This window comes from Xenorhabdus sp. PR6a, from assembly GCF_028599065.1.
Classification (GTDB): Bacteria; Pseudomonadota; Gammaproteobacteria; order Enterobacterales; family Enterobacteriaceae; genus Xenorhabdus; species Xenorhabdus doucetiae.
In genome coordinates, this window is the sequence record NZ_JAQRFJ010000007.1 from 31,550 (window position 1) to 55,542 (window position 23,993).

Sequence of the window (23,993 nt, forward strand, 5' to 3'; positions counted from 1 at the left end):
TATTTTGAGAAATTTTCCCATTGATATAAATTCACACAGTGCGTATTATTTTGCCTCTTCAAAAATGAAGACTGTAAAAATTCATCTTAATCCAAATTAATTTCAATTCCGTCTGGTCCTGCTATTTGTAAAACCAATGTGCAGTATAAAAAGGGGATAGCGTGTCATATCTTTATTTCCGTCCGATGGGCTTTCATAGATATCGGTATAAACTGTTATCGTTATTTATTTCACTAAGTTGTTTAATAACAACAGAATCTGCTCAGGCAGATTATGATGCATTAATTCAACAAGCCAGAAAGGGTAATATTCCCCCCGTGCTCGAATATATTCGTCAGGAAGAAAAACGACAGCGTCTTTCTTCCGCGCAAGTTGCTGATTGGTTGCAAGTTGCAGGTTGGGGCGGATATGACGATGAGGTCATTTCTCTCTGGCAACGCTATCGCACTATGTCCATACCCGCCAGAGGGATCTCGGCGGTTGCCCGAGCTTATCGCAACCAACGTCAGTGGCCACAGGCCATCCAGATGTGGCGCACCGCCCTGACTTTGGATAAGCAGAACAGTGACAGCAAAACCGGCCTTATCATGACGCTCGCCGATGCCAAACAAGACAAAGAGGCACGCCGTTTGGCAAAAGATTTATTGGCTCGCCAACCCAACGCTGCTAATTACCGTTTGATGGCTTATGTTGATCAGGCGGCCGGCCGGATATGGCATGCCATGCAAATGCTTTCTATCGCACATGATCGGTTTCCCAATAATCAAGCCGTCACTCAAGACTACCTGTTCAGCCTCAAGGACAACCGAGTCAATGGCTCTGCATGGCGTCTGGGGCAACAACACTCGACACAATTAACCTCTGGGCAACTGCGCAGGCTGGAAGCCGATGCCGCAGCAGAATTAGTCCGCCTGTCCATGATGCCGAATCATAGCGAAAAAGAGCGGTTTGACATTGCTGAGCGAGCACTCGCACGCTACGAGCACATGCTTAATCAATGGCACAATTTGTCTGAGGCACAACAAGATTACCAGCGGGCACGTATTGACCGGCTTGGTGCTCTGCTTTCCCGCCATCGGATGCAAGACGTCATTGATGAATATCTCATCTTGCAACAACAATCCGAGCAGAAAAAAGGGGTAACGGTTCCAGAATATGCCCAGAAATGGGCAGCCGCCGCCTACCTGAATCTGCGCCAGCCAGAAAAAGCACGAGGTATTCTGCGATCCTTAAATTATTCCCATGAAAATCTCTCGGCGCTGGGGAAAACATCACGACCCAATATCCCGCTTGAGGATGATATCGTCCTTTTCTATGCAGAGATAGAAAGTGAGCATCTGGATGCAGCCCAACAGCTTGCTGACAATATCAAGCAGCGTAATTCCTATATGCTCAATGTCTTTGGCTCTCCCGTTCGTGTTCCTAATGATGACTGGCTACAAGGGCAGCAATTTTTAGCAGAGTCTGCGCAACTACGTGAAGATTTTCCCGCAGCAGAAAAACGCTTCACTCATTTAGCCCGCACCGCGCCCGGCAATCAGAAATTACGAATTGACCTGGCCGCTATCTGGCTGGATCGTGGTTGGCCACGTCGGGCTGAACGTGAATTAAAACAAATTGAAGGACTCGCCCCCCGTAATCTGTCGTTAGAAGTCCAGCAAGGCTATACCGCCATTGCCTTACAAGAATGGCATCAGATGGATTTACTGGCCGATGATGTAATGACCCGTGCCCCCGAAGATATGCTCGCTAAACGCTTTAACCGTCTGCGCAATGTACACCATATGTCAGAGCTGCGTATTCAGGCTAATCAAGGTATTAATTCAGATAATCCACAACGCGGCAAACACAATTCAGATGTTGAGGCGGTACTTTATAGCCCGCCCCTTGATGATAATTGGCGCTTATTTGCCGGCGGGGCTTACAATCGCAGCCAATTTTCCGAAGGCCGGGGCTTGAACCGTGATTTACGCGGCGGTGTGGAGTGGCGTTCACGGGATGTTTGGCTGGAAGGTGAAGTTTCTGCGCGTCATTATCGTCATGGCAGCAAAATGGGCGCACGAATTGCAGCCGGGTATGATGTTAATGACCAGTGGCGTTTGGGTGGCTCTGTTGAACGCCTTGCCCGTCATACCCCGCTGCACGCATTAAGCAACAATATCCATGCTCATGGCGGGGAAATTTATACGCGCTGGCGATCCAGCGAGCGTCGTCAATGGACTGCGCGTTTTGTCCCTTCGTTCTTCTCAGATGGCAATCATCGCTTTGAATACGGTATTGACGGCCAGCAACGCTTATACAGCGCGCCTTATCTCAAACTTGATGCAAAGCTGGAACTGAGTACGACTCACAATACTCAGCAAAATACCCCCTATTTCAATCCCAAAAGCGACTTTACCTTACTGCCTGAACTGGAAGCAGACCACATCCTATATCGGCATTATCAAATCGTCTGGAGTCAGCAACTGGCGGCGGGCATCGGGCAATATTGGCAGCAAGGGTACGGCAGTGGCCTTATCACTCTGGTGGGATACGGCCAGCGCATGACGTGGAATGATGTCCTTGATGCCGGGGTAAGGCTCACGCTGGATAAACGGCCTTACGACGGTAAACGAGAAAATAATCTGCAAGCGGCTTTTGATTTAATCTATCGGTTCTAAAGGATTTTTTATGACATATCACCTTTTTCGTCATTGGCTGATGATATTGACACTGCTGATTAGCCTGTTTATTCCCCCATTCGGCATGATGGCCTATGCCGAAAAACCTGATTTTGTCCCCCCCACGCAACGTCCCCTGCCGATGAACGAACGTCCTTGGCCTAAAAACGGGTTTGTGGTTCTGGCTTACCATGATGTTGAGGATGAGGGAGCAGATCAGCGTTTTCTGTCAGTCCGTACCAGCGCATTGAACGATCAATTTGCCTGGTTGCGGGAAAATGGCTACCAGCCGGTTACCGTCGATCAAATTCTTATCGCCAATCAGGGCGGGACGCCATTACCTCCCAAGGCAGTATTACTGACTTTCGATGATGGTTATAGCAGTTTTTACCATCGCGTTTTTCCCCTGCTTAAAGCCTATAACTGGCCAGGCATTCTGGCACCGGTTGGGATCTGGGTTGATGTCCCCGCCGGAAAACCGGTTGATTTTGGTGGCTTAATCGTGCCGCGGGAACGCTTTACAACCTGGGAACAAGTGGCTGAGATGTCCCAATCGGGTTTAGTGGAAATCGGCTCCCATACTTATCAACATCATTATGGCGCCATCGCTAACCCACAAGGCAATACAGAGCCTGCCGCGGCCGTTCGCATTTACGATCCGAAAACCGGTCAATATGAAAGTGAGCACGCGTTTCGCCAGCGGATGGAAAAGGACATTGCCACGATTACCCAAAGAATTATCGCTGCCACAGGCAAGCAACCGCGGGTCTGGATTTGGCCTTATGGCATAGATAACGGTGTTACGCTGGAAATCGCCAAACGCTACGGCTACAAAATGGCATTGACGCTGGATAATGGGCTGGCAAATGCTAACAGCCTTGATAATGTTCCGCGTATCTTGCTGACTCATAATCCTTCTCTGAAAGCGTTCGCTGAGCAAATCATTCAGGTGCAGGACAAACCGATCTTACGGATTGCCCATATTGATCTGGACTATGTTTACGATCCTGACCCCGTTCAACAAGCTCATAATCTTGACAAACTGGTACAACGCCTTGCCGATCTGCGCGTCAATACGGTTTTTCTGCAAGCCTTTGCTGATCCCAAAGGCGATGGCAATGTCCGTGAACTCTATTTCCCCAATCGCTGGCTGCCGATGCGTGCCGATCTCTTTAACCGTGTTGCCTGGCAATTGCACAGTCGTCTGAACATTGAAGTTTATGCATGGATGCCTGTTCTGGCATTTGAGCTGGCGCCTTCACTTCCGCGGGTGATGAGTTATGACGAAAGTCACGACAAACTGTTTGTCAACCCGACACAATACCGGCGTTTATCGCCCTATAACCCGGACAACCGCCGAAGAATCAAAGAGATTTATCAGGATTTGGCCTCCCATGCCATTTTTCAGGGCATCCTGTATCACGATGATGCCGTCATGTCCGATTTTGAAGACGCCGGTGCCGATGCTATCAAAGCTTATCAGGCCGCTGGTTTACCGGCCTCCGTTGCAGAAATTCGGCGAGATCCGGAACAATTCGCCCGTTGGACTCGTTTCAAAAGCCAATACCTGATTGACTTTACCCACGAATTAACCCAGGAACTCAAATCGATACGGGGTTATCAGATCAAAACGGCGCGCAATATTTTTGCCCTGCCGATCCTGAAACCCGACAGCGAAGCGTGGTTTGCCCAGAATCTGGATGATTTTCTCGCCCACTACGATTGGGTCGCGCCCATGGCCATGCCCTTGATGGAAAATGTGCCCTTAGCAAAAAGCAATGCGTGGTTATCCCGATTGGTCAAAACCATTGCTCAACGCCCAGAAGCACTGGCCAAAACCGTCTTTGAACTCCAGTCCGTAGACTGGCGCAAGCCTCTGGATAAGAGAGCGATACCGGGACATCAACTGGCTGAATGGATGCGTCAATTGCAGCTCAATGGTGCGCAGAGTTTCGGTTACTACCCGGATGACTTTATCAATAATCAACCAGAAATGAATGAGATCCGCCCTGTTCTTTCTCCTGAATGGTATCCACTTAATGATTGACCGTATTCTTGCTTTGATCGTGCTCTGTCTGGTATTGAGCATCCCCCTTGGCATCGCCGTCACGTTTACCGGCGAAGTGATGCTGAACTTTGTCTTTTTCTGGCCGTTGTTCATGTCGGCCATCTGGATCTCAGGCGGGATCTATTTCTGGCTCTATCGGGAAAGGCATTGGAAAGTGGTGGATCAAGCAGCCCCACAGCTTGAAGGTGAACCACTGATTTCAATTTTGATCCCTTGCTACAACGAAGGGCCGAATGTGCGCGAAACCTTGCTGGCAGCCTTAAACCAGCGTTATCCCTACGTTGAAGTGATCGCCATCAATGATGGTTCAACCGACAGCACGGCAGATGAACTCAATGCCATGGCGAAACAACATCAAGCCTTAAGGGTGATACACCTGAAACAGAACCAAGGCAAGGCCACGGCGCTGCAAGCCGGTGCCGCAGCGGCGAAAAGTGATTATCTGGTCTGCATTGATGGTGATGCCTTGTTAGATCGCGATGCCGCGGTTTGGCTGGTCAAGCCGATCATTGAAAATCCCCGTGTGGGTGCGGTAACCGGCAACCCCCGGGTTCGCACGCGATCCACGTTAGTCGGGCGCGTTCAGGTGGGTGAATTTTCCTCCATTATTGGCCTCATCAAACGCACCCAGCGGGTTTATGGTCAGGTTTTTACCGTTTCGGGGGTGGTTGCGGCCTTTAATCGCCGGGCACTGGCCGATGTGGGTTACTGGAGCAATGACATGATCACAGAAGATATTGATGTGAGCTGGAAACTCCAGTTACACCATTGGTCTATCTTTTTCGAACCCCGAGCCATCTGCTGGATCTTGATGCCTGAAACCCTGCGGGGATTATGGAAACAGCGGCTGCGCTGGGCGCAGGGTGGCGCCGAGGTTTTCCTGAAAAACCTGCGTCAATTGTGGTCATGGCAATATCGCCGCATGTGGGTACTGTTTGCCGAATTCTGCTGTTCTGTGATCTGGTCATTTACCTTTGCCCTTTCTATCATGTTATTTTTTCTTGGAATGCTCATCACATTACCGGAAAATATTCGCGTCTATACCCTATTTCCCCCCGGATACACGGGATTAGTGCTGGCGGCTACCTGCCTGCTCCAGTTTACCGTCAGCTTGATGATTGAACGACGCTATGAAAAACACGTTGCCTCATCGCTTTTCTGGGTCATTTGGTATCCGATGGTTTATTGGATGCTAAGCCTATTTACGACCCTGGTTTCTTTTCCCAAAGTGATGCTCAAAGTACACAGAAAACGTGCCCGCTGGGAAAGCCCTGACAGGGGAATAGAGAGAATCGAATCATGAAAGATCCCTTAATTTTTACTGAACAAAAATTATTGCCCCGTTTTATGGATATCCTGCTGACGATTCTGGCTTGGGTGGGTTTTATCTATTTATTTATCGTGGGATTATTTAACACTTCTCATCATGGCACCAGCGCTTTTACTTCAACACTGACTTCAACATTGACGTCAGAACTGGGATCTATCGCCCTTTATATTGCCATCGCCATATTCAATGCATTTCTGCTCATTGGCTGGGCAAAATACAACCAACATCGATTTAAGCTCGAGCGTCGCCACCACCGACCTGCATTAACGCACGCTGAGGTGGCACAGAGTTTTATTCTGGAACAAAAACGGTTAGATGTCTTAAAGCAGAGTAAAGTTTCCAGTATCACTTATGACAATCATGGACATATAATAGGGATCCATAAAGATGTATCAATATAGCGTTGTCAACATCGACGTTAGCAACATCGAAATTAGCAACCGCAGTCTATTTGTTGGCGATGAAATTATACCTTGAAGTTACCAATTAAATGATTTGGTGAGCAACGGCTTTACAACCTATCTCATTCGGTATCATTTTTGCATAGTCGCAATCGTAATGACAGTCATGACAATAGTGACAGAAGAATAATGGCAAAAATAGCTTGATGAGATAGGTTCTGGTTAAGAACAAATCTTATCAGTCGCTTCAACACGATTATTTACACTCGATTTTTGACGCTAGACTTTTGACACGATATGAAAGGCAAATGCTGGACGAAAAGCAAATACCGGAACTCGTTATGAAAATGATTGAACGGATTCATCATCTTTGTAAGCGTACTGTTTTTAGACATTGTGTTTCCAGATTATTTCTAAAGGTACTGATGACCTTATGCGTAAGCACTGTGATAGGTAATTCAGCCGTCATGGCTATGCCTGATACCAATGAAAAGCTCATCCTCAATCAACATGTTGTGCGGGTTGTTTCTGGCATTATCAGTTATAGCCACTGGCCTATTGCACCGGCGGCGCTGCATTTATGTCTGGTTCCCCCATCCAATTACATTAGCGCCTTAACCCACATTGATATGATTTCTGACCAAACAGAACTGCAAATAGAAACGCTGAGTTTCAACGTAGAACAACTTATAGAAAGATGTGATGTTATTTACTATGGCCAGGTTGATCCTCAACTTCAACACCAAGTGATTAGCCTGAAAGAGACGAAACCATTACTGACTATTGCTGAAAATAATCCGAATTGTGAAATTGGCAGCGCATTTTGCCTCAACATTAACAGCACACAGGCCACTTTTAGCCTTAACCTTGATATTCTGACGCGCAGCGGTGTGCGCGTACATCCGAATGTGCTGCAACTGGCTCGCAAGGTGGAATAATCTGTATGAAAAAACGTTATTCACTGATGCCATCTCGCCCAACTTTACGTCAGGCTTTTCACCGAATCCATCTGATTATTACGTTTATCATATTATCCGTCGTCGGCTTATTTTTATCCCTGCTGGCGCTGTTTGCCATGCAGAAGTATGCCGAAAATAATTTAAAGCTGATCTCCACAACCATTGCCCATACAGCACAGGCTGCCGTCGTCTTTCAGGATAAAACCGCAGCAAACGAAATATTGGAAATGATTGCGGTTCACGATAGTTTTACCGAAGCTAAAATTTTTGATGCCAAACAACAGGTATTAGCCTGCTGGCAAGCCAATCAGGGGTCGCGTACCGGCAACTTCCGAAAATGGATCGAGCGCTGGCTACTGCCTGAACCGATTACCCTGCCAATTTATCACCATCAACAAAAAGTCGGCTCAGTCTGGCTAATCGGCAACAGCGACCATATCATCACGTTTATTTATCAGGCTCTGCTGGTACTCTTTGCCTGCCTGCTGTTTAGTGCTGTGATTTCACTTTACCTTTCATTGCGTATGCATGATGGCATCGTCAGGGCATTGCAAAATATTACGGTCGTCGCCCATGATGTACGGCAACAGCGGACATTTTCACGGCGAGTGCCTTCTGCCCATATCGCTGAATTGCACAAGTTAAGTCAGGTTTTCAATCACCTGCTGGAAGAGCTGGAAGAGTGGCAACATCATCTGCAAACAGAAAAAGCCGCGTTAACCTGGCAAGCGCAACATGATTCTCTCACCGGTTTACCAAATCGGGCAACGTTTGAGCGTGTTCTTTCAACCGTGATGAACGATAAATTCATGCGTGAAAGTGCAGCAATATTATTTATTGATGGTAACAGGCTGAAATATGTCAACGATATCTATGGACATGCCGCCGGCGATCACGTTCTTGTCACGATAGCCGCCACGTTAAAAAGGAAAGTGAGAAAAACAGATACCGTTGCCCGGCTTGGCGGGGATGAATTCGCTATCCTGTTACCCTCTGCCAATCTGGACGATGCAGAACGCATTGCAAAAAATATCATCCATGCCATGGACACCCCCATTCTTCTGCCTAACGGACAACACCTGCGTATCACGCTCAGTATTGGCATTGCCTTATCCAACGGTGAACTAACGGCGGAACAACTGCTTTGTGAAGCGGATGCGGCGATGTATCACATTAAACAACGAGGTGGCGGCTGGTATTCCGCAGATACAACAAAACTAAACTATCTATCAAGGAACCCTCTATGAGCAGAAACCGTTATTGTCTATTTACCTGGGTATTTATTGGCACCCTTTTTCTCAGTGCTTGCCAGAACAAAGGGATGTTGACCGCAGCCCAAATCGCCGCGCTTAAACAACAAGGATTTCAACAAACCGATGAAGGCTGGCTATTTGGTATGTCAGAAAAAGTGCTATTTGGTAATAACCAATTCCACTTACGTCCCGAAGGTAAGACCAAGTTAAAAGAACTCGCCAATGTTTTATCCAAAGTGGGTATCCACCATGCACGTCTTGATGGCCATACGGACAACTACGGAGAAGTGAGCTACAACAATCAATTATCGTTAAAACGTGCTAACACCGTTGCAGAGGCACTGACACAGGGAGGGATGCAGCGTACTCATCTGACAACCCGTGGATTAGGGCCAAGCCAACCTATCGCCGATAACCGAAGCTCAAAAGGCCGGGCAGAAAACCGCCGTGTTGCCATCGTGATAACAACGCCGTAAAAAATGGGCGTTAATACAAGACTATTTAAAACAAGACCATTTAACACAGTTAACCTTAATATATTGATATCAATAAATAATAATTTTGCCATGGAGGGCAAAAATATTTTGTTATTTTGATCATTGCCACTAATTTCGAAATTTTTTGACCCGATCTTGCCGTATAGTCATATCGCTATTTCCCGTCGCTAAATTCTTCCTGTAACATAGCTGAGATTGTTTTCTCAAAAAAAGAACAACATTTTTTGTAATCAAGAAGTTAATGAAACTTTGCATATTTAGATAACAAGTCTACTGTTAAGTAATGGGCTTTATCAAAAAGGAGAAATGATGAGGCTGAATCTGAAATCATTCCGATCCCTGTATCGGATATTTGTGATGTTATTCATCACCCTCATTGTCGGCACAGGATTTATATTCTGGAGATTATTTTCCAATTATCAGGACAATATCCAGCCAGATGTGGAATTAGCATCTGTATTTATTTTACTGTCTCTGCTTACTCTCATCTCTGCGGTGTTTTTTTATCAATACACCAAAACCATCACTTTCCCAGAATATCACCTGAAAAAAGCGATCAAAAATAAACAATTCATTCCTTACATACAGCCCATTATTTGTAGTCAAAACAATCAAATCATTGGATGTGAAATTCTGGTTCGCTGGCAACATCCGGCTCACGGGTTATTGACACCCAATAAATTTATTGCACAAATTGAAAAGTCAGATTTGATTATTCCCTTAACGCATCACCTAATCACCCAAGTGCGAGACTATTTTGTACCGATTGCCCATCAATTACCGGTACATTTCCATTTTAATTTCAACATCAGTGCAAAACATTATAAAGATATTCAATTAGTTGATGATTGCCAAAATTTTCTGGGATCATTTCCCAAAGATACTGTCAAACTGATTTTGGAGATGACTGAACGAGAATTATTGGAGTCAGACGACCATACAATGAGTTTATTCAATAAGTTGAATAAATTAGGTGTATTAATTGCATTGGATGACTTCGGTACGGGTTACTCTAATTACAATTATTTACACAAGTTTAATATTAACTTAATAAAAATCGGACATAACTTTATCAGCAAAATGAATACCGATATGATTTCAAAACATATTGTGGAAAATATCGTTGATCTTGCTTTACGACTGCGTCTGGAAATTGTGGCAGAAGGGGTTGAAAACCAGGAACAGATCAATCAGTTAAAGAACTATTCAGTTGATTATTTGCAGGGATATTACTTCGACCGTCCAATGCCATTAGAAGAATTTGTCAAAAAATGGTTATGATAAAAATTCCCGCGGCATTCATTCAACACTATTGGCAATTGATGCAAAAACACACAACCCTCATGCTAAAACTCAATCAAGGCCTTATTTAAAAGCTCTTTTTGACTTTATTTAAGCCTATAGCATTCACTTTCCCAACGACAATTCCCCATCCGGCTTGCATTTATTTTATTAATTTATATTATATAAAAAAGTAAAATGTTGAGGTGAGAATATGATAATGAAGGCGAATCGCCCTGTGCAGCAAGCAATGCGAGAAGCGGCCGAAGGAGCGGCAGATGTATTACAGGCACTTTCCAATGATGACCGTTTGCTATTGATGTGCCAACTGAGTCAGGGAGAGGCCTCTGTCGGACAACTTGAAGAAGCCGTGGGCGTCCATCAGCCAACGCTGTCGCAGCAATTAGGCGTAATGCGGCGGTTAAATCTGGTGCAAACCCGTCGGGAAGGGAAACAAATTTTCTATCGTATTGAAGACGAACGCATTCTGACATTGCTTCATACCCTTTATACCTTGTATTGCCCGAAGCCGGAATAACAGGAGATTAGGATGAATATTGATTTTGCCCAGTTCACACCGGGGTTGAGCTTTAGTGGTGGAATATTGATTGGTCTGGCCGCAATTGTATTGGTGTTATTTTGTGGCCGGATTGCCGGTATCAGCGGTATTCTCGGCGGATTATTGCAGCCTAAAGAGAATAATCGCTCATGGCGGTTAGCATTTCTGGCAGGCATCATTATTTCCCCTGTGCTTTATAACCTGCTGTATCCATTACCAGAAATCACCATTACAGCATCCTTTCCTGCCACTATTATCGCCGGCCTTTTGGTGGGAATGGGCACACGGATAGGTTCCGGTTGCACCAGCGGGCATGGGGTATGCGGGCTTTCTCGCCTCTCTTTACGTTCATTGATCGCCACACTGATCTTTATGGCCGTGGGATTTATCACAGCAACCGTGTTGGGTTATTGGTCTTTCGTGGGATGAAAAAAATGGTGATGATATTTTCTCTGCTGTCTGGTGTCATTTTTGGTTTGGGGTTGATTATCAGCGGAATGGCAAACCCCGCTAAAGTTTTAGGTTTTTTGGATCTGGCTCATCCGTGGGATCCGTCTTTGGCATTCGTGATGATGGGGGCTATCCTTGTCGGTCTGGTCGGTTTCATGCTGGCTAAACGGCGTCAGTACGCACTTTGTGGTACACCGATGATATTGCCTGACCAGCGCCAAATAGACTGGCGTTTGATGGGAGGCGCCGCACTTTTTGGACTGGGATGGGGGATTGCCGGAATTTGCCCAGGGCCAGGCTTAGTGCTATTGGGGGCGGGGCATACAAAAGGGTCTGCCTTTATAGTGGCGATGATCATCGGAATGGTGTTGGTGGATCGTAAAAAATAACTGACAGATAAAAAATCCTCAGATTGTCAGTCTGGCGATTAGCGATTTATTTACAAACTCACTAACCTGAATTCTGGATAAGAAGTCTCGATAACGGATGCCGTCTGCGCCGCAGGCGGATAGCAAAACGAGAGAAAGGAAGAAACCATCACTGAACGTTTTCTATTCGGAAGACGATTTTTCAGTGATGGCTCAAACAGAATTTCGGTTATGTTACAAACCGCTTCTTGCCAGTTGAACAATATCAATCAGCGGTTGTGGCCAGACACCAAGGATCAACACCAGTAACCCCGAAAGCAACACAACAATCCCGCCGGAAGTCAATGCCCAATTGCGCGGTGTATCACGGTTCAGTGCTTTCGGTGCCGGCAGGTACAGGCTCACCATCACCCGCAGGTAGTAGTAAAGGCCGATGGCACTACCGACAACAACGGCACCCGTTAACCACCATAATCTGGCTTCAACACCTGTCGCGATGACATAGAATTTACCAATAAAGCCAAAGGTTAAGGGTATTCCCGCCAGTGACAACATCATGATGGTCATTACCGCTGACAGAATCGGTTTATGCCAGAACAGGCCGCGATATGAGAACAGTGAATCCGCATCCGGCCCTCGGTATGGGCTGGACATCAGGCTGACCACACCAAATGCCCCGATGCTGGCAAGCAAATAACCAACCAGATAAATACCTGCCGTCTCTTCTGCCAGCGTATGATCTTTGATGGCAACCAAGACCACCAACAGATATCCCAAATGGGCAATGGATGAGTAACCCAGCAGCCGTTTGATATTGCTTTGTGTCAATGCCAGCAAGTTACCAAACAGGATAGAGGCAATGGCAATCACCGTTAGCACAATACGTAAAGTTTCGCTTTCGGTGACCGGCGCTGCAATAAATAAGCGCATGACCACGGCGAAGATAGCCACTTTACTTGCCGTTGCCAGAAAGGTCGAAACCGGTGCCGGCGCGCCTTGGTAAACATCCGGCGTCCACAGTTGGAAAGGCACCAGGGAAAGTTTAAAGCCCAGTCCCACGATCATCATCCCCAAGCCCGCCAGAACCAACGGTTCATGCAGTTGACTGTCACTCAGGCTCTTGCCCAGTAATGCAAAAGACAAATCACCGGATTCTGCATACAGCAGCGCAATACCAAATAGCAGGAATGAAGAGGCGGCCGCGGACAACAGCATATATTTGATGCCCGCTTCCAGCGAACGTTTCTGGCGATACGCATAGCCCACTAAACCAAACAGTGGCAGAGTGATCAATTCAATCCCGATAAACAGTGATGCCATGTGGTTGGCAGAAGAGAGCAGAATTCCCCCAACCGCCGCGATCATCACCAACAGGTAAAACTCTTCTTTATTATCGGGATAATTTTCCAGCCATGAATAGGCAAAGGTCGTTGTTGCAAGGCTCGCAATCAGCACAAGGGCCGTATAGAACATGGCAAAACGATCGACATGGATCAATGGCGTGACATCCATTGGTTCCTGCTGCCCGACAAAATAGAGAGAGAACAGCGCCAGGTTTAAACCAATTACCGTCAAGGTGACATTAGTGAAATGATCGCGTCGCCACGCAATGGACAGCATCACAACCACCACCGTCAATCCGACGATCAATAGCGGCAACAGTGCGATCAATTGTTCAGAAGTTATTGTCATGGCGAATTACGGCCTTGTAGTTAAAAGTGAAGCTGAATACCAATGCTGGATGTTACCCATTGCTGCGGCTGAGGTATCAAGAATTGGCTGTGGGTAAACGCCCAAAATCACCAATAAGACGACCAACAGCAGCAAAATGGACATTTCACGCACATCCATCGGCTGTAATGGTTTATCCGTTTTTGGCGTACCGTAATAAGCCTTCTGCATCAAGTACAGTGCATAAACGGAGGCAAAAACCAAACCGAACACAGATACCGTCGTAATCAGGGTGAATTGACTAAAACTGCCGAACAGGATCATAAATTCACCCACAAAGTTACCGGTTCCTGGCATACCGAGTGTGGCTACCGCAAAAAACAAGGAGATCGCTGGCAAGAGTTGAATTCTTCCCCACAGACCGCCCATTTGACGCATATCACGTGTGTGCAGCCGTTCATATAATTGCCCACACAGAATGAACAACCCCGCCGCTGACAGACCATGTGCAATCATCTGGATCACTGCGCCCTGATAAGCCAGTTGGCTACCGGTATAAATGGCAATAAGCACGAAGCCCATATGGGAAACACTGGTATAGGCAATCAGGCGTTTGATGTCCGTCTGGCTGAACGCCATCCATGCACCGTAGAAAATGCCGATAACCCCCAGCCACATGGCAATCGGGGCAAAATTCGCAGACGCTTCTGGAAACAGTGGCAAGCTAAAACGGAGCAAGCCATATGCTGCGGTTTTCAGCAAGATCCCCGCCAGATCAACCGAACCTGCGGTTGGTGCCTGACTATGGGCATCCGGCAACCAACCGTGCAGGGGAACAACCGGCATTTTCACGGCGAATGCAATGAAGAAGCCCAGCATCAGCAGGTATTGAATGGTGTATGACATCGGTGTATTCAACAATTTTTCATAGTTGAATGACCATTCTCCCGTGGCATCATGATGAATGAAGGCCAGCGCCAGAATCGAAATCAACATCACCAGACCACTTGCTTGGGTATAGATGAAGAATTTCGTTGCTGCCGTGATACGGGTTTTCCCTTCCGAGCCTCTGTGTCCCCACAGGGCAATCAGGAAGTACATCGGCACCAACATCACTTCCCAGAAGAAGAAGAACAGGAACAGGTCGATGGCAAGGAAGACGCCCATCACACCGCCCAGTATCCACAACAAGTTCAGGTGGAAGAACCCTTGGTATGGCTGGTTTTCATTCCACGAACAGAGGATTGCCATCAAGCCCAGCAGTGCCGTCAGCACCACCATCAGCAAGGACAGACCATCCAGTGCCAGATGAATGCTGATGCCAAAACGGGGGATCCATGGCAGCAAGAATTCTGATTGCCACTGTGGAATGCCCTGTGGGTTGGTGAGTGTATAACCGCCCTGCAACCACAAGTGCAGGGAGAGTAACAGCGTCAGTCCCATCGCCAGAAGCGCTATCCAACGCGGCATGCGGATGCCGAAGCGCTCCGCCTGCCAACATAACAGGCCTCCGATGAAGGGCAGAAGAATTAGCCAAGGTAGTAGCATGGCGCAATGTGTCCCTTAATTAAACCAAAAGCAGCAGAGCTAAAACCAGCACTGCACCCAACCCCATAGAGGTCGCGTACCAACGGACTTGCCCGTTCTCACTCCAACGAAGCCCTTTATTGCCCCAACGCGACAATATGGCAGGAATGTTCATCAGTGAGTTCAAAGGATCACTTTGCAGCAAACGGGTAATGCCTTTGAATGGTTTCACGAATACCCAGTCATACAGCGCATCAAATCCCCATGCATGGAACCACCATGTGGAGAAGAAGCGCCCCAGCGCACTGTTTGCAGTGGCATTGACCACACTGCGTTTGCCAAGATACAGCGCTGCCGCCAGTAAAATACCAACAACGGCAACCACACCAGAAATCATTTCCAGTGTTACTTTGCCATCATGTCCGGCATGGCTTTCTGGCAGAACGCCCGCCAATGGCGGCACAATCAGTGCACCAACAAAGGTGGACAGCAGCAGCAAGATTGACAATGGCAAGGTATGGGTAATGCCTTTGACCGGATGAGCATGGGTTTTTTCTTCACCGTGGAACACGATAAAGATCATGCGGAAGGTGTACAGGGATGTCATCAATGCCCCGATCAGCCCCGCCAGCATCAGGTTCATATGACCATTTGCCAGTGCCCCCCACAGGATTTCATCTTTACTGTAGAAACCTGCGGTCAGTAATGGCAGGGCTGACAATGCCGAGCCGCCAACCAGGAAACAGAGATAAACAAATGGGATACGCTTGCTCAGGCCGCCCATTTTGAAGATGTTTTGCTCATGATGGCAGGCCAGAATCACTGAACCAGAAGCGAGGAACAGTAACGCCTTGAAGAACGCATGGGTCATGAGGTGGAAAATCGCGGCATCCCACGCTTGCACGCCCAAGGCCAGAAACATGTAACCAATCTGGCTCATGGTGGAATAGGCTAACACGCGCTTGATATCGGTCTGTACCAGCGCGGCGAAACCCGCCAATAACAAGGTGACTGCACCAATAATGCCGACCAGGTGCAGAATATCAGGCGCCATTAAGAACAAGGCATGGCTGCGGGCGATCAGATAAACCCCTGCGGTCACCATGGTAGCGGCGTGGATCAGCGCAGAAACCGGCGTTGGGCCTGCCATCGCATCCGCCAGCCAGGTTTGTAATGGCAACTGGGCTGATTTCCCTACGGCTCCTCCCAGAATCATCAAGGTTGCCCAAGTGATCGCGCCAGAACCGATTTCAATCTGTTGTGGCGCCAATACCGCCAGTTCGCGGAAACTCAACGTACCAAGCTGGTCATAAAGGATAAACATGCCAATAGCAAGGAATACGTCACCAACACGGGTCACAATGAAGGCTTTCATTGCCGCTGCGCCATTAGCCGGGGTTTTGTAATAGAAACCGATCAACAGGTAACTGCACAGACCTACACCTTCCCAACCGAGGTACATCAGCAGTATGTTATCTGCCAGCACCAATACCACCATGCTGGCGATAAACAGGTTGGTATAAGCGAAGAAACGGGAATATCCCTCTTCACCGCGCATATACCAAGACGCATAGATGTGGATCAGGAAACCAACGCCGGTCACCACACTGAGCATCGTCAGTGACAGGCCATCCAGCACCAGATTAACGGGGATGCTGAAATTATCCACTGCCATCCAGTTCCACAATGTTTGGCTGTAAACCAGTCCCCCTGCCTCATTCTGGGCAAGAAAATCCATCGCTACCCAGAATGTGGCCAAGGCTGCCAGCCCAACAGAACCACTTCCAATGGTGGCTGACACATTTTCAGACCAGCGGCCACGGGAAAATGCCAGCAGCAAAAATCCCAGCAATGGCAGCAGAATAGTTAAATAGAGTAAGTTCATCCGCGCATCTCACTGACTGTATCAATATTCAGGTTTTGGCGACGACGGTGCAACTGTAGTAACAGTGCCAAACCGATGCTCGCCTCGGCGGCTGCCAGAGTAATGGCCAGAATGTACATCACCTGACCATCAGGCTGGAGCCAATAGCTGCCGGCAACGACAAATGCCAGCGCTGAGGCATTGATCATAATTTCCAGCCCGATCAGCATGAATAACAGATTGCGGCGGATAATCAGGCAAGTGAAGCCCAATATAAACAGAATAGCCGCCAGAATGAGGCCGTGGTGTAACGCTATCATTATTGTTGGTCCTCCGCACGATTGCTGATCACTTCCCCTTGCCGATTTTCACGGCCAATGTGGTAAGCCACGACCAACCCTGCCAGCAGCAGCAAAGAGGCCAGCTCGACGGCCAATACATAAGGGCCAAACAAGCTAATACCCACTTCTTTGGCGCTGACCACTTCACCACTGATTTCGGCGGATGGCAGCGTACTGATGGCATAAACCAGCACAATCAACAGCACGATAGACAGGATTGACGGGCCAATCCAAGCCCTGGGTTGTAGCCATAGCCGCTCTTGTTCGACCACGGATTTGCCTAAATTCAGCATCATCACGACGAAGACGAACAACACCATAATCGCGCCCGCGTAAACGATGATCTCCAAAGCACCGGCAAAATAAGCCCCCATCGAAAAAAAGACGATGGACAGTGCCAACAAGGAAATAATCAGATACAACAGGGCATGCACCGGATTGGTATGAGTGATAACCCTGAGTGTGGCGAGAACAGCAATCAGCCCTGCGACATAAAATGTAAACTCCATGAATATCGCTCCTTATGGCAACAGGCTTTTAACGTCGATAGGCTTGGCTTCATTGTCGGCTTCGCCTTTGTCTTTGCCGTCAATCGCCATACCTGTCTTACGGTAAAAATTATAGTCAGGATATTTACCCGGCCCTGAAATCAGCAGATCTTCTTTTTCGTACACCAGATCCTGACGCTTGAATTCCCCCAGTTCAAAATCCGGCGTCAACTGAATCGCGGTAGTCGGGCACGCTTCTTCACACAGGCCGCAGAAAATGCAACGCGAGAAGTTGACGCGGAAGAATTCAGGATACCAGCGACCATCTTTATGCTCGGCTTTTTGCAGTGAGATACATCCCACCGGGCAGACCGCTGCACACAAGTTACACGCAACACAACGCTCTTCACCGTCAGGATCACGCGTCAGCACGATGCGCCCACGGTAACGGGGTGGCAGATAAACCGGTTCTTCCGGATACATTTTTGTTTCGCGTTTATGGAAGGCATGAAGCCCTATCATCCAAATACTGCGTACCTGGGTGGCGAAACCGACCACTAACTCTTTTAATGTCATGGTTCAATCACCCCTTTATTGAGCGTTGTATAAAATCACGGCGGCAGTCGCCAGCATATTAAGTAACGTTAACGGCAGACAGACTTTCCAGCCAAATGACATCACCTGGTCATAACGAGGGCGCGGCAAGGCGGCGCGGATCAAGATAAACATCATCATGAAAAATGCCGTTTTCAGCGCAAACCAGACGAAAGGAGGCAAGAGAGGCCCATTCCAGCCACCAAAGAACAGTGTGACGATTAAAGCGGATACCGTCACGATGGCGATATACTCGCCCACAAAGAACAGACCGAATTTCATGCCGGAATATTCAATGTGATAACCGTCGGCCAACTCTTGTTCCGCTTCCGGTTGGTCGAAGGGGTGGCGGTGACATACCGCAACCCCCGCAATGGCAAAGGTCAGGAAGCCAAAGAATTGGGGGATGATATTCCACACGTGTTGCTGTGAGTTGACGATATCCACCATGTTAAAGGAACCGGCTTGGGCGACAACGCCCATCATGGACAGACCGAGGAAGACTTCATAACTCAATGTCTGTGCTGATGCACGCATCGCACCCAACAAGGCATATTTGTTGTTACTCGCCCAACCCGCAAACAGCACGGAATAAACCGCCAAGCCCGCCATCATCATGAAGAACAAGATGCCAATGTTCAGGTCTGCGGCCATCCATGTTGGGCTTACCGGCACAATAGCAAAAGCCAGCAACATTGAGCTGAAAGCAATGACAGGCGCCAAGGTGAAAATGGCGCGGTCGGAAAAGCGCGGTGCCCAGTCTTCCTTAAAGAACATTTTGATCATGTCTGCAACAAGCTGCAATGAACCGCCCCAACCTACGCGGTTTGGCCCATAACGGTTCTGGAACAGGCCAAGGATGCGGCGTTCAAAGAAACTCATGAAGGCCCCGCAAACCACCACGACCAACAGAATGACAGCCGCTTTCAGTACCGCAATCAGGATTTCAATGACTTCGGGAGTAAACCAACTCATTATGCAACCTCCCGTAAGTTATGGACTGATTTGCCCGCCAGAACCGGCGGTATCCCCGGCATTCCCAACGGCAAGCCGACTTGCCCTTGAGCCAGATTGCCACTCAAGCGCACGGTTAAGCGCAGTTGCTGCCCTTCACAATCCAATGCCATCACCGCACCTTCTTTCACCTTCAAATGCTCTGCATCTTTATAATTGATCATCACATACGGCTCAGACATACGCGCCTGCATGACCTCAGAACGCTGCGACAGTTCTTCACTGCCGAACAGATGGAAATAAGGCGCAATATGCCATTGATCGTTTTGCGCAGTGAATGCGGCCGGAATAGCGTCAAAATAGTTCAATCCACCATCAACCGCTTCAATCAAACGAACACCCGGATCACCGAAACGCAGCTTGCCACCGACTTCCGCCTGAAATTTATTCCACGCCTGGGGTGAGTTCCAGCCCGGTGCCCATGCAAAGGGGATTTGCTGACGGGGTGCATAGGGGCTGTTGTTCCCTTCCATTGAGAAAGCAAATGCGGTATCGATATCCTGTGGCTGGCGCTGCTCATGCACACTGACATCAGCCAGCATCGCAGTACGGCCACTGTAACGATGGGGAGAACGTGCCAATTTTTGCCCACGAATACGGAATGCCGCATCCGGTGCCGCATTGACGATGCCTTTGAATTGCGGCATGGCTTTGACACAGGCGGCAATCACATGATCAAGCTGCGTCCAGTCGGTCTGGCACTGGGTATAGGTGGTATACAGTGAGTGCATCCAGCGCCAGCTTTCTAACATCACAATGGACTTGTCATAGAATGCGGGTTCGTAAACCTGAAAATAGCGTTGGGCACGACCTTCCTGATTCACCAACGTACCATCGCTTTCCGCAAAGCTGGAGGCTGACAGGATCAGATGCGCCTTATCCATGATGGCGGTGCGCTGGTGATCCACGACAATCAGGTTTTTCAGGCTATCCAACGCGTGATCAATTTTATCCGCCGGGGCATGGCGATAGAGATCATTTTCCATCACGATGGCGGTATCTGAATGGCCTTTGGCGATACGTTGTAAAGCCGCATCCAGTGGCTGCGCTTCCATCATCGCCAGCCCGATGCTGTTGGCATAGGCGGCAACATAGGAGAGGCCAACCTCCGAGCCTTTATCTTTCAGGGCCCATGCGATATTGGCAGCGGCCTGAATCAAGGCATCGCTGCCTGAATTGCTGCCACTGATAATCAAGGGCTTTTTCGCCTCACGTAATGCTTGTGCAATGATTTCCACCTTCGATTTCAGTTCATCCGGCAAATCATTAACGGCAGGAGCAATACTGTTCAGGGCGTGTGCCACGGCGAAACCCAAGCGAGCCTGATCATCAACCGGGGCACGGTAGTTCCATGCGGCAACATCATCCAACCGGGTATCATCGACGCTGGTCAGGAAGAGAGGGTACTTGGCATGTTGGCCGATATTCATCACCGCCGCAATTTGCCAGTCTGCCACTTTCTGGGCAGCAGCCATTTCACGCGCTTTCCCCTTCACGGCCTGACGCACAGATAATGCCATGCGCGCCGCCGTTTGCGTGAGGTCTTCCCCCAGCACAAACACCGCATCGTAATCTTCAATTTCACGCAGCGATGGGGTATAAACGCCGCCTTGCTGGAGAATTTCCAGCATCGTATCAAGGCGATGTTGTTCTTCCGCTGAAATGCCGCTGTAGAAGTTTTCCGCCCCTACCAATTCACGCAAGGCAAAGTTACTTTCAATGCTGGCACGCGGTGAACCAATACCAATGGCATTTTTTGCCTGACGCAAAATATCGGCGCCCCCCTGCATAACCTGTTCAGCATTCAATGAAATCCACTGATCGCCACGCAGTTGTTGTGGCTGGCGAGGCCGATCGTCACGGTTGACATAGCCATAACCGAAGCGCCCGCGGTCACACATAAAGTAGTGGTTAACGGTGCCGTTGTAACGGTTTTCTATCCGGCGCAATTCACCGTAACGTTCACCGGGACTGGTGTTACAGCCAATGCTGCACTGTTGGCAGATACTTGGCGCAAACTGCATATCCCATTTACGGTTATAGCGTTCTGAATGGGTTTTGTCGGTAAATACTCCGGTTGGGCAAATTTCAACGAGGTTACCGGAAAATTCACTTTCCAGAGTGCCGCTCTCAGGGCGGCCAAAATAGACGTTGTCATGAGCACCATAAACGCCAAAATCCGTTCCATCCGCATAATCTTTGTAGTAGCGGACACAACGGTAACAGGCGATGCAGCGGTTCATTTCATGAGCAACGAATGGCCCCAGTTCCTGATTTTTGTGAGTGCGTTTGGTAAAACGGTATTTTCGGAATGAATGCCCGGTCATGACCGTCATATCCTGCAAATGGCAGTTGCCTCCTTCTTCACAAACGGGGCAATCGTGGGGATGGTTGGTCATTAACCACTCCACAACACTTGCACGGAACTGTTTCGCTTCATCATCATCAATGGAAATATACGTGCCGTCTGACGCCGGTGTCATACAAGACATCACCAGACGCCCACGCGTATCTTCCGCGTTTTGATATTGCTTCACCGCACACTGGCGGCAAGCGCCAACGCTTCCCAGCGCCGGATGCCAGCAAAAATAAGGTATATCAAGCCCCAATGAGAGGCAGGCTTGTAACAGGTTATCAGCCCCGTTTACATCATATTCTTTGCCGTCTACATGTATCGTAGCCATAGTCAGCATGCTTCCCAATGGCCTGCCGTGGCAGGCGTTAATCAAAAATGAAAACCAACCTTACCAACGCTGCTTAAGCAAATTGGGCTGAATACCCGCAATCAGGCTGGTATTGCCGTAGTCGTTGAAAGAATGGTCTTTGGTGACAATGCCCGCTTCAAATTCTTCACGGAAGTATTTGATGGCACTCTGCAAAGGCTCTACGGCACCCGGTGCATGAGCGCAGAACGTTTTGCCCGGGCCAAGGAAACGACAGAGTTGTTCCAAGGTTTCGATGTCACCCGGCTGGCCTTTGCCACTTTCAATAGCACGGAGGATTTTGACGCTCCACGGCAAACCATCACGGCACGGTGTGCACCAGCCACAAGATTCACGAGCGAAGAATTCTTCAAGATTGCGGGTCAGGGAAACCATATTGATCTCATGATCCACCGCCATTGCCAGTGCGGTTCCCAAGCGGCTGCCCGCCTTGGCAATATGTTCAAAATCCATCGGCAGGTCCAAATGGTCTGCGGTCAGGAAATCGGTGCCTGCCCCGCCGGGTTGCCAGGCCTTGAATTTCAGGCCATCACGCATTCCCCCGGCGTAATCTTCCAGAATTTCACGGGCGGTTGTGCCAAACGGCAGTTCCCAAACACCCGGATTTTTGACCCGACCAGAAAAACCCATCAGTTTGGTGCCGGCATCGTTACTTTTGCCCTCACTCAAACCGATATACCACGCTTTCCCATGCTCAAGAATGGCAGGCACGTTGCACAACGTTTCGACGTTGTTGACACAGGTTGGTTTGCCCCATACGCCGGCAGACGCAGGAAAGGGCGGTTTTGAACGTGGATTGGCTCGACGCCCTTCAAGGGAGTTAATCAACGCGGTTTCTTCACCACAGATATAACGACCCGCGCCGGTATGCACAAACAGTTCAAAATCAAAACCACTGCCCAGAATATTCTTGCCAAGCAACCCGGCGGCTTTGGCTTCTTCGATAGCCTTACGTAAATGAACCGCCGCCTCGATATATTCACCACGCAGGAAGATGTAGCCACGGTAGGCTTTCAGGGCAAAGGCACTGATCAACATGCCTTCCACCAGCAGATGAGGCAGTTGCTCCATCAGTAAGCGGTCTTTGTATGTACCCGGCTCCATCTCATCCGCATTACACAGCAAGTAGCGGATATTCATGCTTTCATCTTTTGGCATCAGGCTCCATTTCAAGCCTGTTGAGAAGCCGGCACCGCCACGGCCTTTTAAGCCAGCGTCTTTCACCAGCGCGGTAATCTCATCAGGCGCCATGCCCTTCAGTGCTTTTTCGGCGCCTTTGTAACCATTCTTGTCGCGGTATTCATCCAGCCAGACAGGTTGTTGGTCAGCACGCAACCGCCATGTCAGGGGATGATTTTCCGCTGTGCGGATAATGTCTTTCACTCCTGAATGCGTTGTCATGGATATTGCTCCAGTAATTTTTCAATTTCTTCGGGCTTCACGTAACTGTGGGTGTCTTCATCAATCATCATGGTTGGCCCCTTGTCACAATTACCCAGACAGCAGGTCGGCAACAGGGTGAAACGCCCGTCTGCCGTGGTTTGCCCCGGACGAATGTTCAGGTGCGACTCTATCGCTGACTGAACGCCCTGATAGCCCGTGATGTGGCATACCACACTGTCACAATAACGGATAATGTGACGCCCGACGGGTTGCCGGTAAATCTGGCTATAAAACGTCGCCACCCCTTCCACGTCGCTGGCCGGGATGCCCAAGACCCCGGCAATGGCATAAATCGCCCCATCCGGCACCCAACCACGCTGCTTTTGCACAATTTTCAGTGCTTCGATTGACGCCGCACGCGGATCTTCGTAGTGGTGTTTTTCCTGCTCAATGGCATTACGTTCGTCAGCACTCAAAACAAACTCATCCGGTGCCTGAGCGTCCGTTACGTTAACCACATCAAGGCGTGCTTGCTTGTTTGCGTTAAATTCACTTTGCATCG

The 23,993-nt window shown here is 48.7% G+C and carries 21 protein-coding genes; 11 read left to right on the forward strand and 10 right to left on the reverse strand.

From position 1 onward, the window contains the following. Nucleotides 1–161 precede the first annotated feature (161 nt). From pgaA to PSI15_RS03405, 11 genes are all read left to right on the forward strand, one after another. Entirely contained in the window at nt 162–2,660 is a 2,499-nt protein-coding gene (gene pgaA / locus PSI15_RS03355; RefSeq protein ID WP_273582293.1) for a poly-beta-1,6 N-acetyl-D-glucosamine export porin PgaA, read from the forward strand. Nucleotides 2,661–2,700: 40 nt separating this feature from the next. Continuing rightward, nucleotides 2,701–4,707, forward strand: coding sequence for a poly-beta-1,6-N-acetyl-D-glucosamine N-deacetylase PgaB (gene pgaB, locus PSI15_RS03360; RefSeq protein WP_273582327.1), 2,007 nt, complete (start codon nt 2,701–2,703; stop codon nt 4,705–4,707). After that, nucleotides 4,700–6,031, forward strand: coding sequence for a poly-beta-1,6-N-acetyl-D-glucosamine synthase (pgaC, locus tag PSI15_RS03365; RefSeq protein ID WP_273582294.1), 1,332 nt, complete (start codon nt 4,700–4,702; stop codon nt 6,029–6,031). Before pgaB ends, pgaC begins: the two co-directional genes overlap by 8 nt. After that, complete coding sequence (gene pgaD, locus PSI15_RS03370) at nt 6,028–6,459, forward strand: poly-beta-1,6-N-acetyl-D-glucosamine biosynthesis protein PgaD (RefSeq protein ID WP_273582295.1); 432 nt, start codon at nt 6,028–6,030, stop codon at nt 6,457–6,459. The genes pgaC and pgaD overlap by 4 nt, the downstream gene beginning before the upstream one ends. A 467-nt stretch (nt 6,460–6,926) precedes the next feature. Continuing rightward, the gene (locus tag PSI15_RS03375; RefSeq protein WP_273582296.1) at nt 6,927–7,397 is read left to right on the forward strand and encodes a YfiR family protein; all 471 of its coding nucleotides are present in this window, start codon (nt 6,927–6,929) and stop codon (nt 7,395–7,397) included. 5 nt (nt 7,398–7,402) lie between these two features. Continuing rightward, nucleotides 7,403–8,665 (forward strand): diguanylate cyclase domain-containing protein, encoded by a 1,263-nt coding sequence (locus PSI15_RS03380; RefSeq protein WP_273582297.1) that lies wholly within the window; start codon nt 7,403–7,405, stop codon nt 8,663–8,665. Further along, nucleotides 8,662–9,147: an OmpA family protein gene (locus tag PSI15_RS03385; protein WP_273582298.1), complete on the forward strand. Its 486-nt coding sequence runs from the start codon at nt 8,662–8,664 to the stop codon at nt 9,145–9,147. The genes PSI15_RS03380 and PSI15_RS03385 overlap by 4 nt, the downstream gene beginning before the upstream one ends. A gap of 378 nt (nt 9,148–9,525) precedes the next feature. Then, a complete protein-coding gene (locus tag PSI15_RS03390) occupies nt 9,526–10,449 on the forward strand; it encodes a cyclic diguanylate phosphodiesterase (RefSeq protein ID WP_273582299.1) in 924 nt (307 codons plus the stop codon). Between the two features lie 214 nt (nt 10,450–10,663). Then, complete coding sequence (locus PSI15_RS03395) at nt 10,664–10,987, forward strand: ArsR/SmtB family transcription factor (protein WP_273582300.1); 324 nt, start codon at nt 10,664–10,666, stop codon at nt 10,985–10,987. Between the two features lie 12 nt (nt 10,988–10,999). Then, nucleotides 11,000–11,437: a YeeE/YedE family protein gene (locus PSI15_RS03400; protein ID WP_273582301.1), complete on the forward strand. Its 438-nt coding sequence runs from the start codon at nt 11,000–11,002 to the stop codon at nt 11,435–11,437. A 5-nt stretch (nt 11,438–11,442) separates the two neighbouring features. After that, complete coding sequence (locus PSI15_RS03405) at nt 11,443–11,847, forward strand: YeeE/YedE family protein (RefSeq protein WP_273582302.1); 405 nt, start codon at nt 11,443–11,445, stop codon at nt 11,845–11,847. A gap of 213 nt (nt 11,848–12,060) precedes the next feature. Here PSI15_RS03405 and nuoN read toward each other — a convergent pair whose 3' ends face one another. The 10 genes from nuoN to nuoE are packed head-to-tail and all read right to left on the reverse strand — an operon-like array spanning nt 12,061 to nt 23,991. Next, complete coding sequence (gene nuoN, locus PSI15_RS03410; protein ID WP_273582303.1) at nt 12,061–13,518, reverse strand: NADH-quinone oxidoreductase subunit NuoN; 1,458 nt, start codon at nt 13,516–13,518, stop codon at nt 12,061–12,063. 6 nt (nt 13,519–13,524) lie between these two features. Beyond that, nucleotides 13,525–15,045 carry an NADH-quinone oxidoreductase subunit M gene (gene nuoM, locus PSI15_RS03415; protein ID WP_273582304.1) on the reverse strand — a complete coding sequence of 507 codons (1,521 nt, stop codon included), beginning with the start codon at nt 15,043–15,045 and terminating at the stop codon, nt 13,525–13,527. 19 nt (nt 15,046–15,064) lie between these two features. Next, entirely contained in the window at nt 15,065–16,909 is a 1,845-nt protein-coding gene (nuoL, locus tag PSI15_RS03420) for an NADH-quinone oxidoreductase subunit L (RefSeq protein ID WP_273582305.1), read from the reverse strand. Beyond that, complete coding sequence (nuoK, locus tag PSI15_RS03425; RefSeq protein ID WP_045971435.1) at nt 16,906–17,208, reverse strand: NADH-quinone oxidoreductase subunit NuoK; 303 nt, start codon at nt 17,206–17,208, stop codon at nt 16,906–16,908. Before nuoK ends, nuoL begins: the two co-directional genes overlap by 4 nt. Next, nucleotides 17,208–17,738, reverse strand: a complete 531-nt coding sequence (nuoJ, locus tag PSI15_RS03430; protein WP_273582306.1) for an NADH-quinone oxidoreductase subunit J — start codon at nt 17,736–17,738, stop codon at nt 17,208–17,210. The genes nuoK and nuoJ overlap by 1 nt, the downstream gene beginning before the upstream one ends. 12 nt (nt 17,739–17,750) lie before the next feature. Further along, the gene (gene nuoI, locus PSI15_RS03435) at nt 17,751–18,293 is read right to left on the reverse strand and encodes an NADH-quinone oxidoreductase subunit NuoI (protein WP_045958195.1); all 543 of its coding nucleotides are present in this window, start codon (nt 18,291–18,293) and stop codon (nt 17,751–17,753) included. 15 nt (nt 18,294–18,308) lie between these two features. After that, a complete protein-coding gene (gene nuoH, locus PSI15_RS03440) occupies nt 18,309–19,286 on the reverse strand; it encodes an NADH-quinone oxidoreductase subunit NuoH (RefSeq protein ID WP_273582307.1) in 978 nt (325 codons plus the stop codon). Then, nucleotides 19,286–22,009, reverse strand: coding sequence for an NADH-quinone oxidoreductase subunit NuoG (nuoG, locus tag PSI15_RS03445; protein ID WP_273582308.1), 2,724 nt, complete (start codon nt 22,007–22,009; stop codon nt 19,286–19,288). The genes nuoH and nuoG overlap by 1 nt, the downstream gene beginning before the upstream one ends. Before the next feature lie 60 nt (nt 22,010–22,069). Next, the gene (gene nuoF / locus PSI15_RS03450; RefSeq protein WP_045971444.1) at nt 22,070–23,449 is read right to left on the reverse strand and encodes an NADH-quinone oxidoreductase subunit NuoF; all 1,380 of its coding nucleotides are present in this window, start codon (nt 23,447–23,449) and stop codon (nt 22,070–22,072) included. Further along, on the reverse strand, nt 23,446–23,991 hold the full coding sequence (gene nuoE / locus PSI15_RS03455) for an NADH-quinone oxidoreductase subunit NuoE (RefSeq protein WP_273582309.1): 546 nt from the start codon (nt 23,989–23,991) through the stop codon (nt 23,446–23,448). The genes nuoF and nuoE overlap by 4 nt, the downstream gene beginning before the upstream one ends. Between the last annotated feature and the right edge of the window lie 2 nt (nt 23,992–23,993).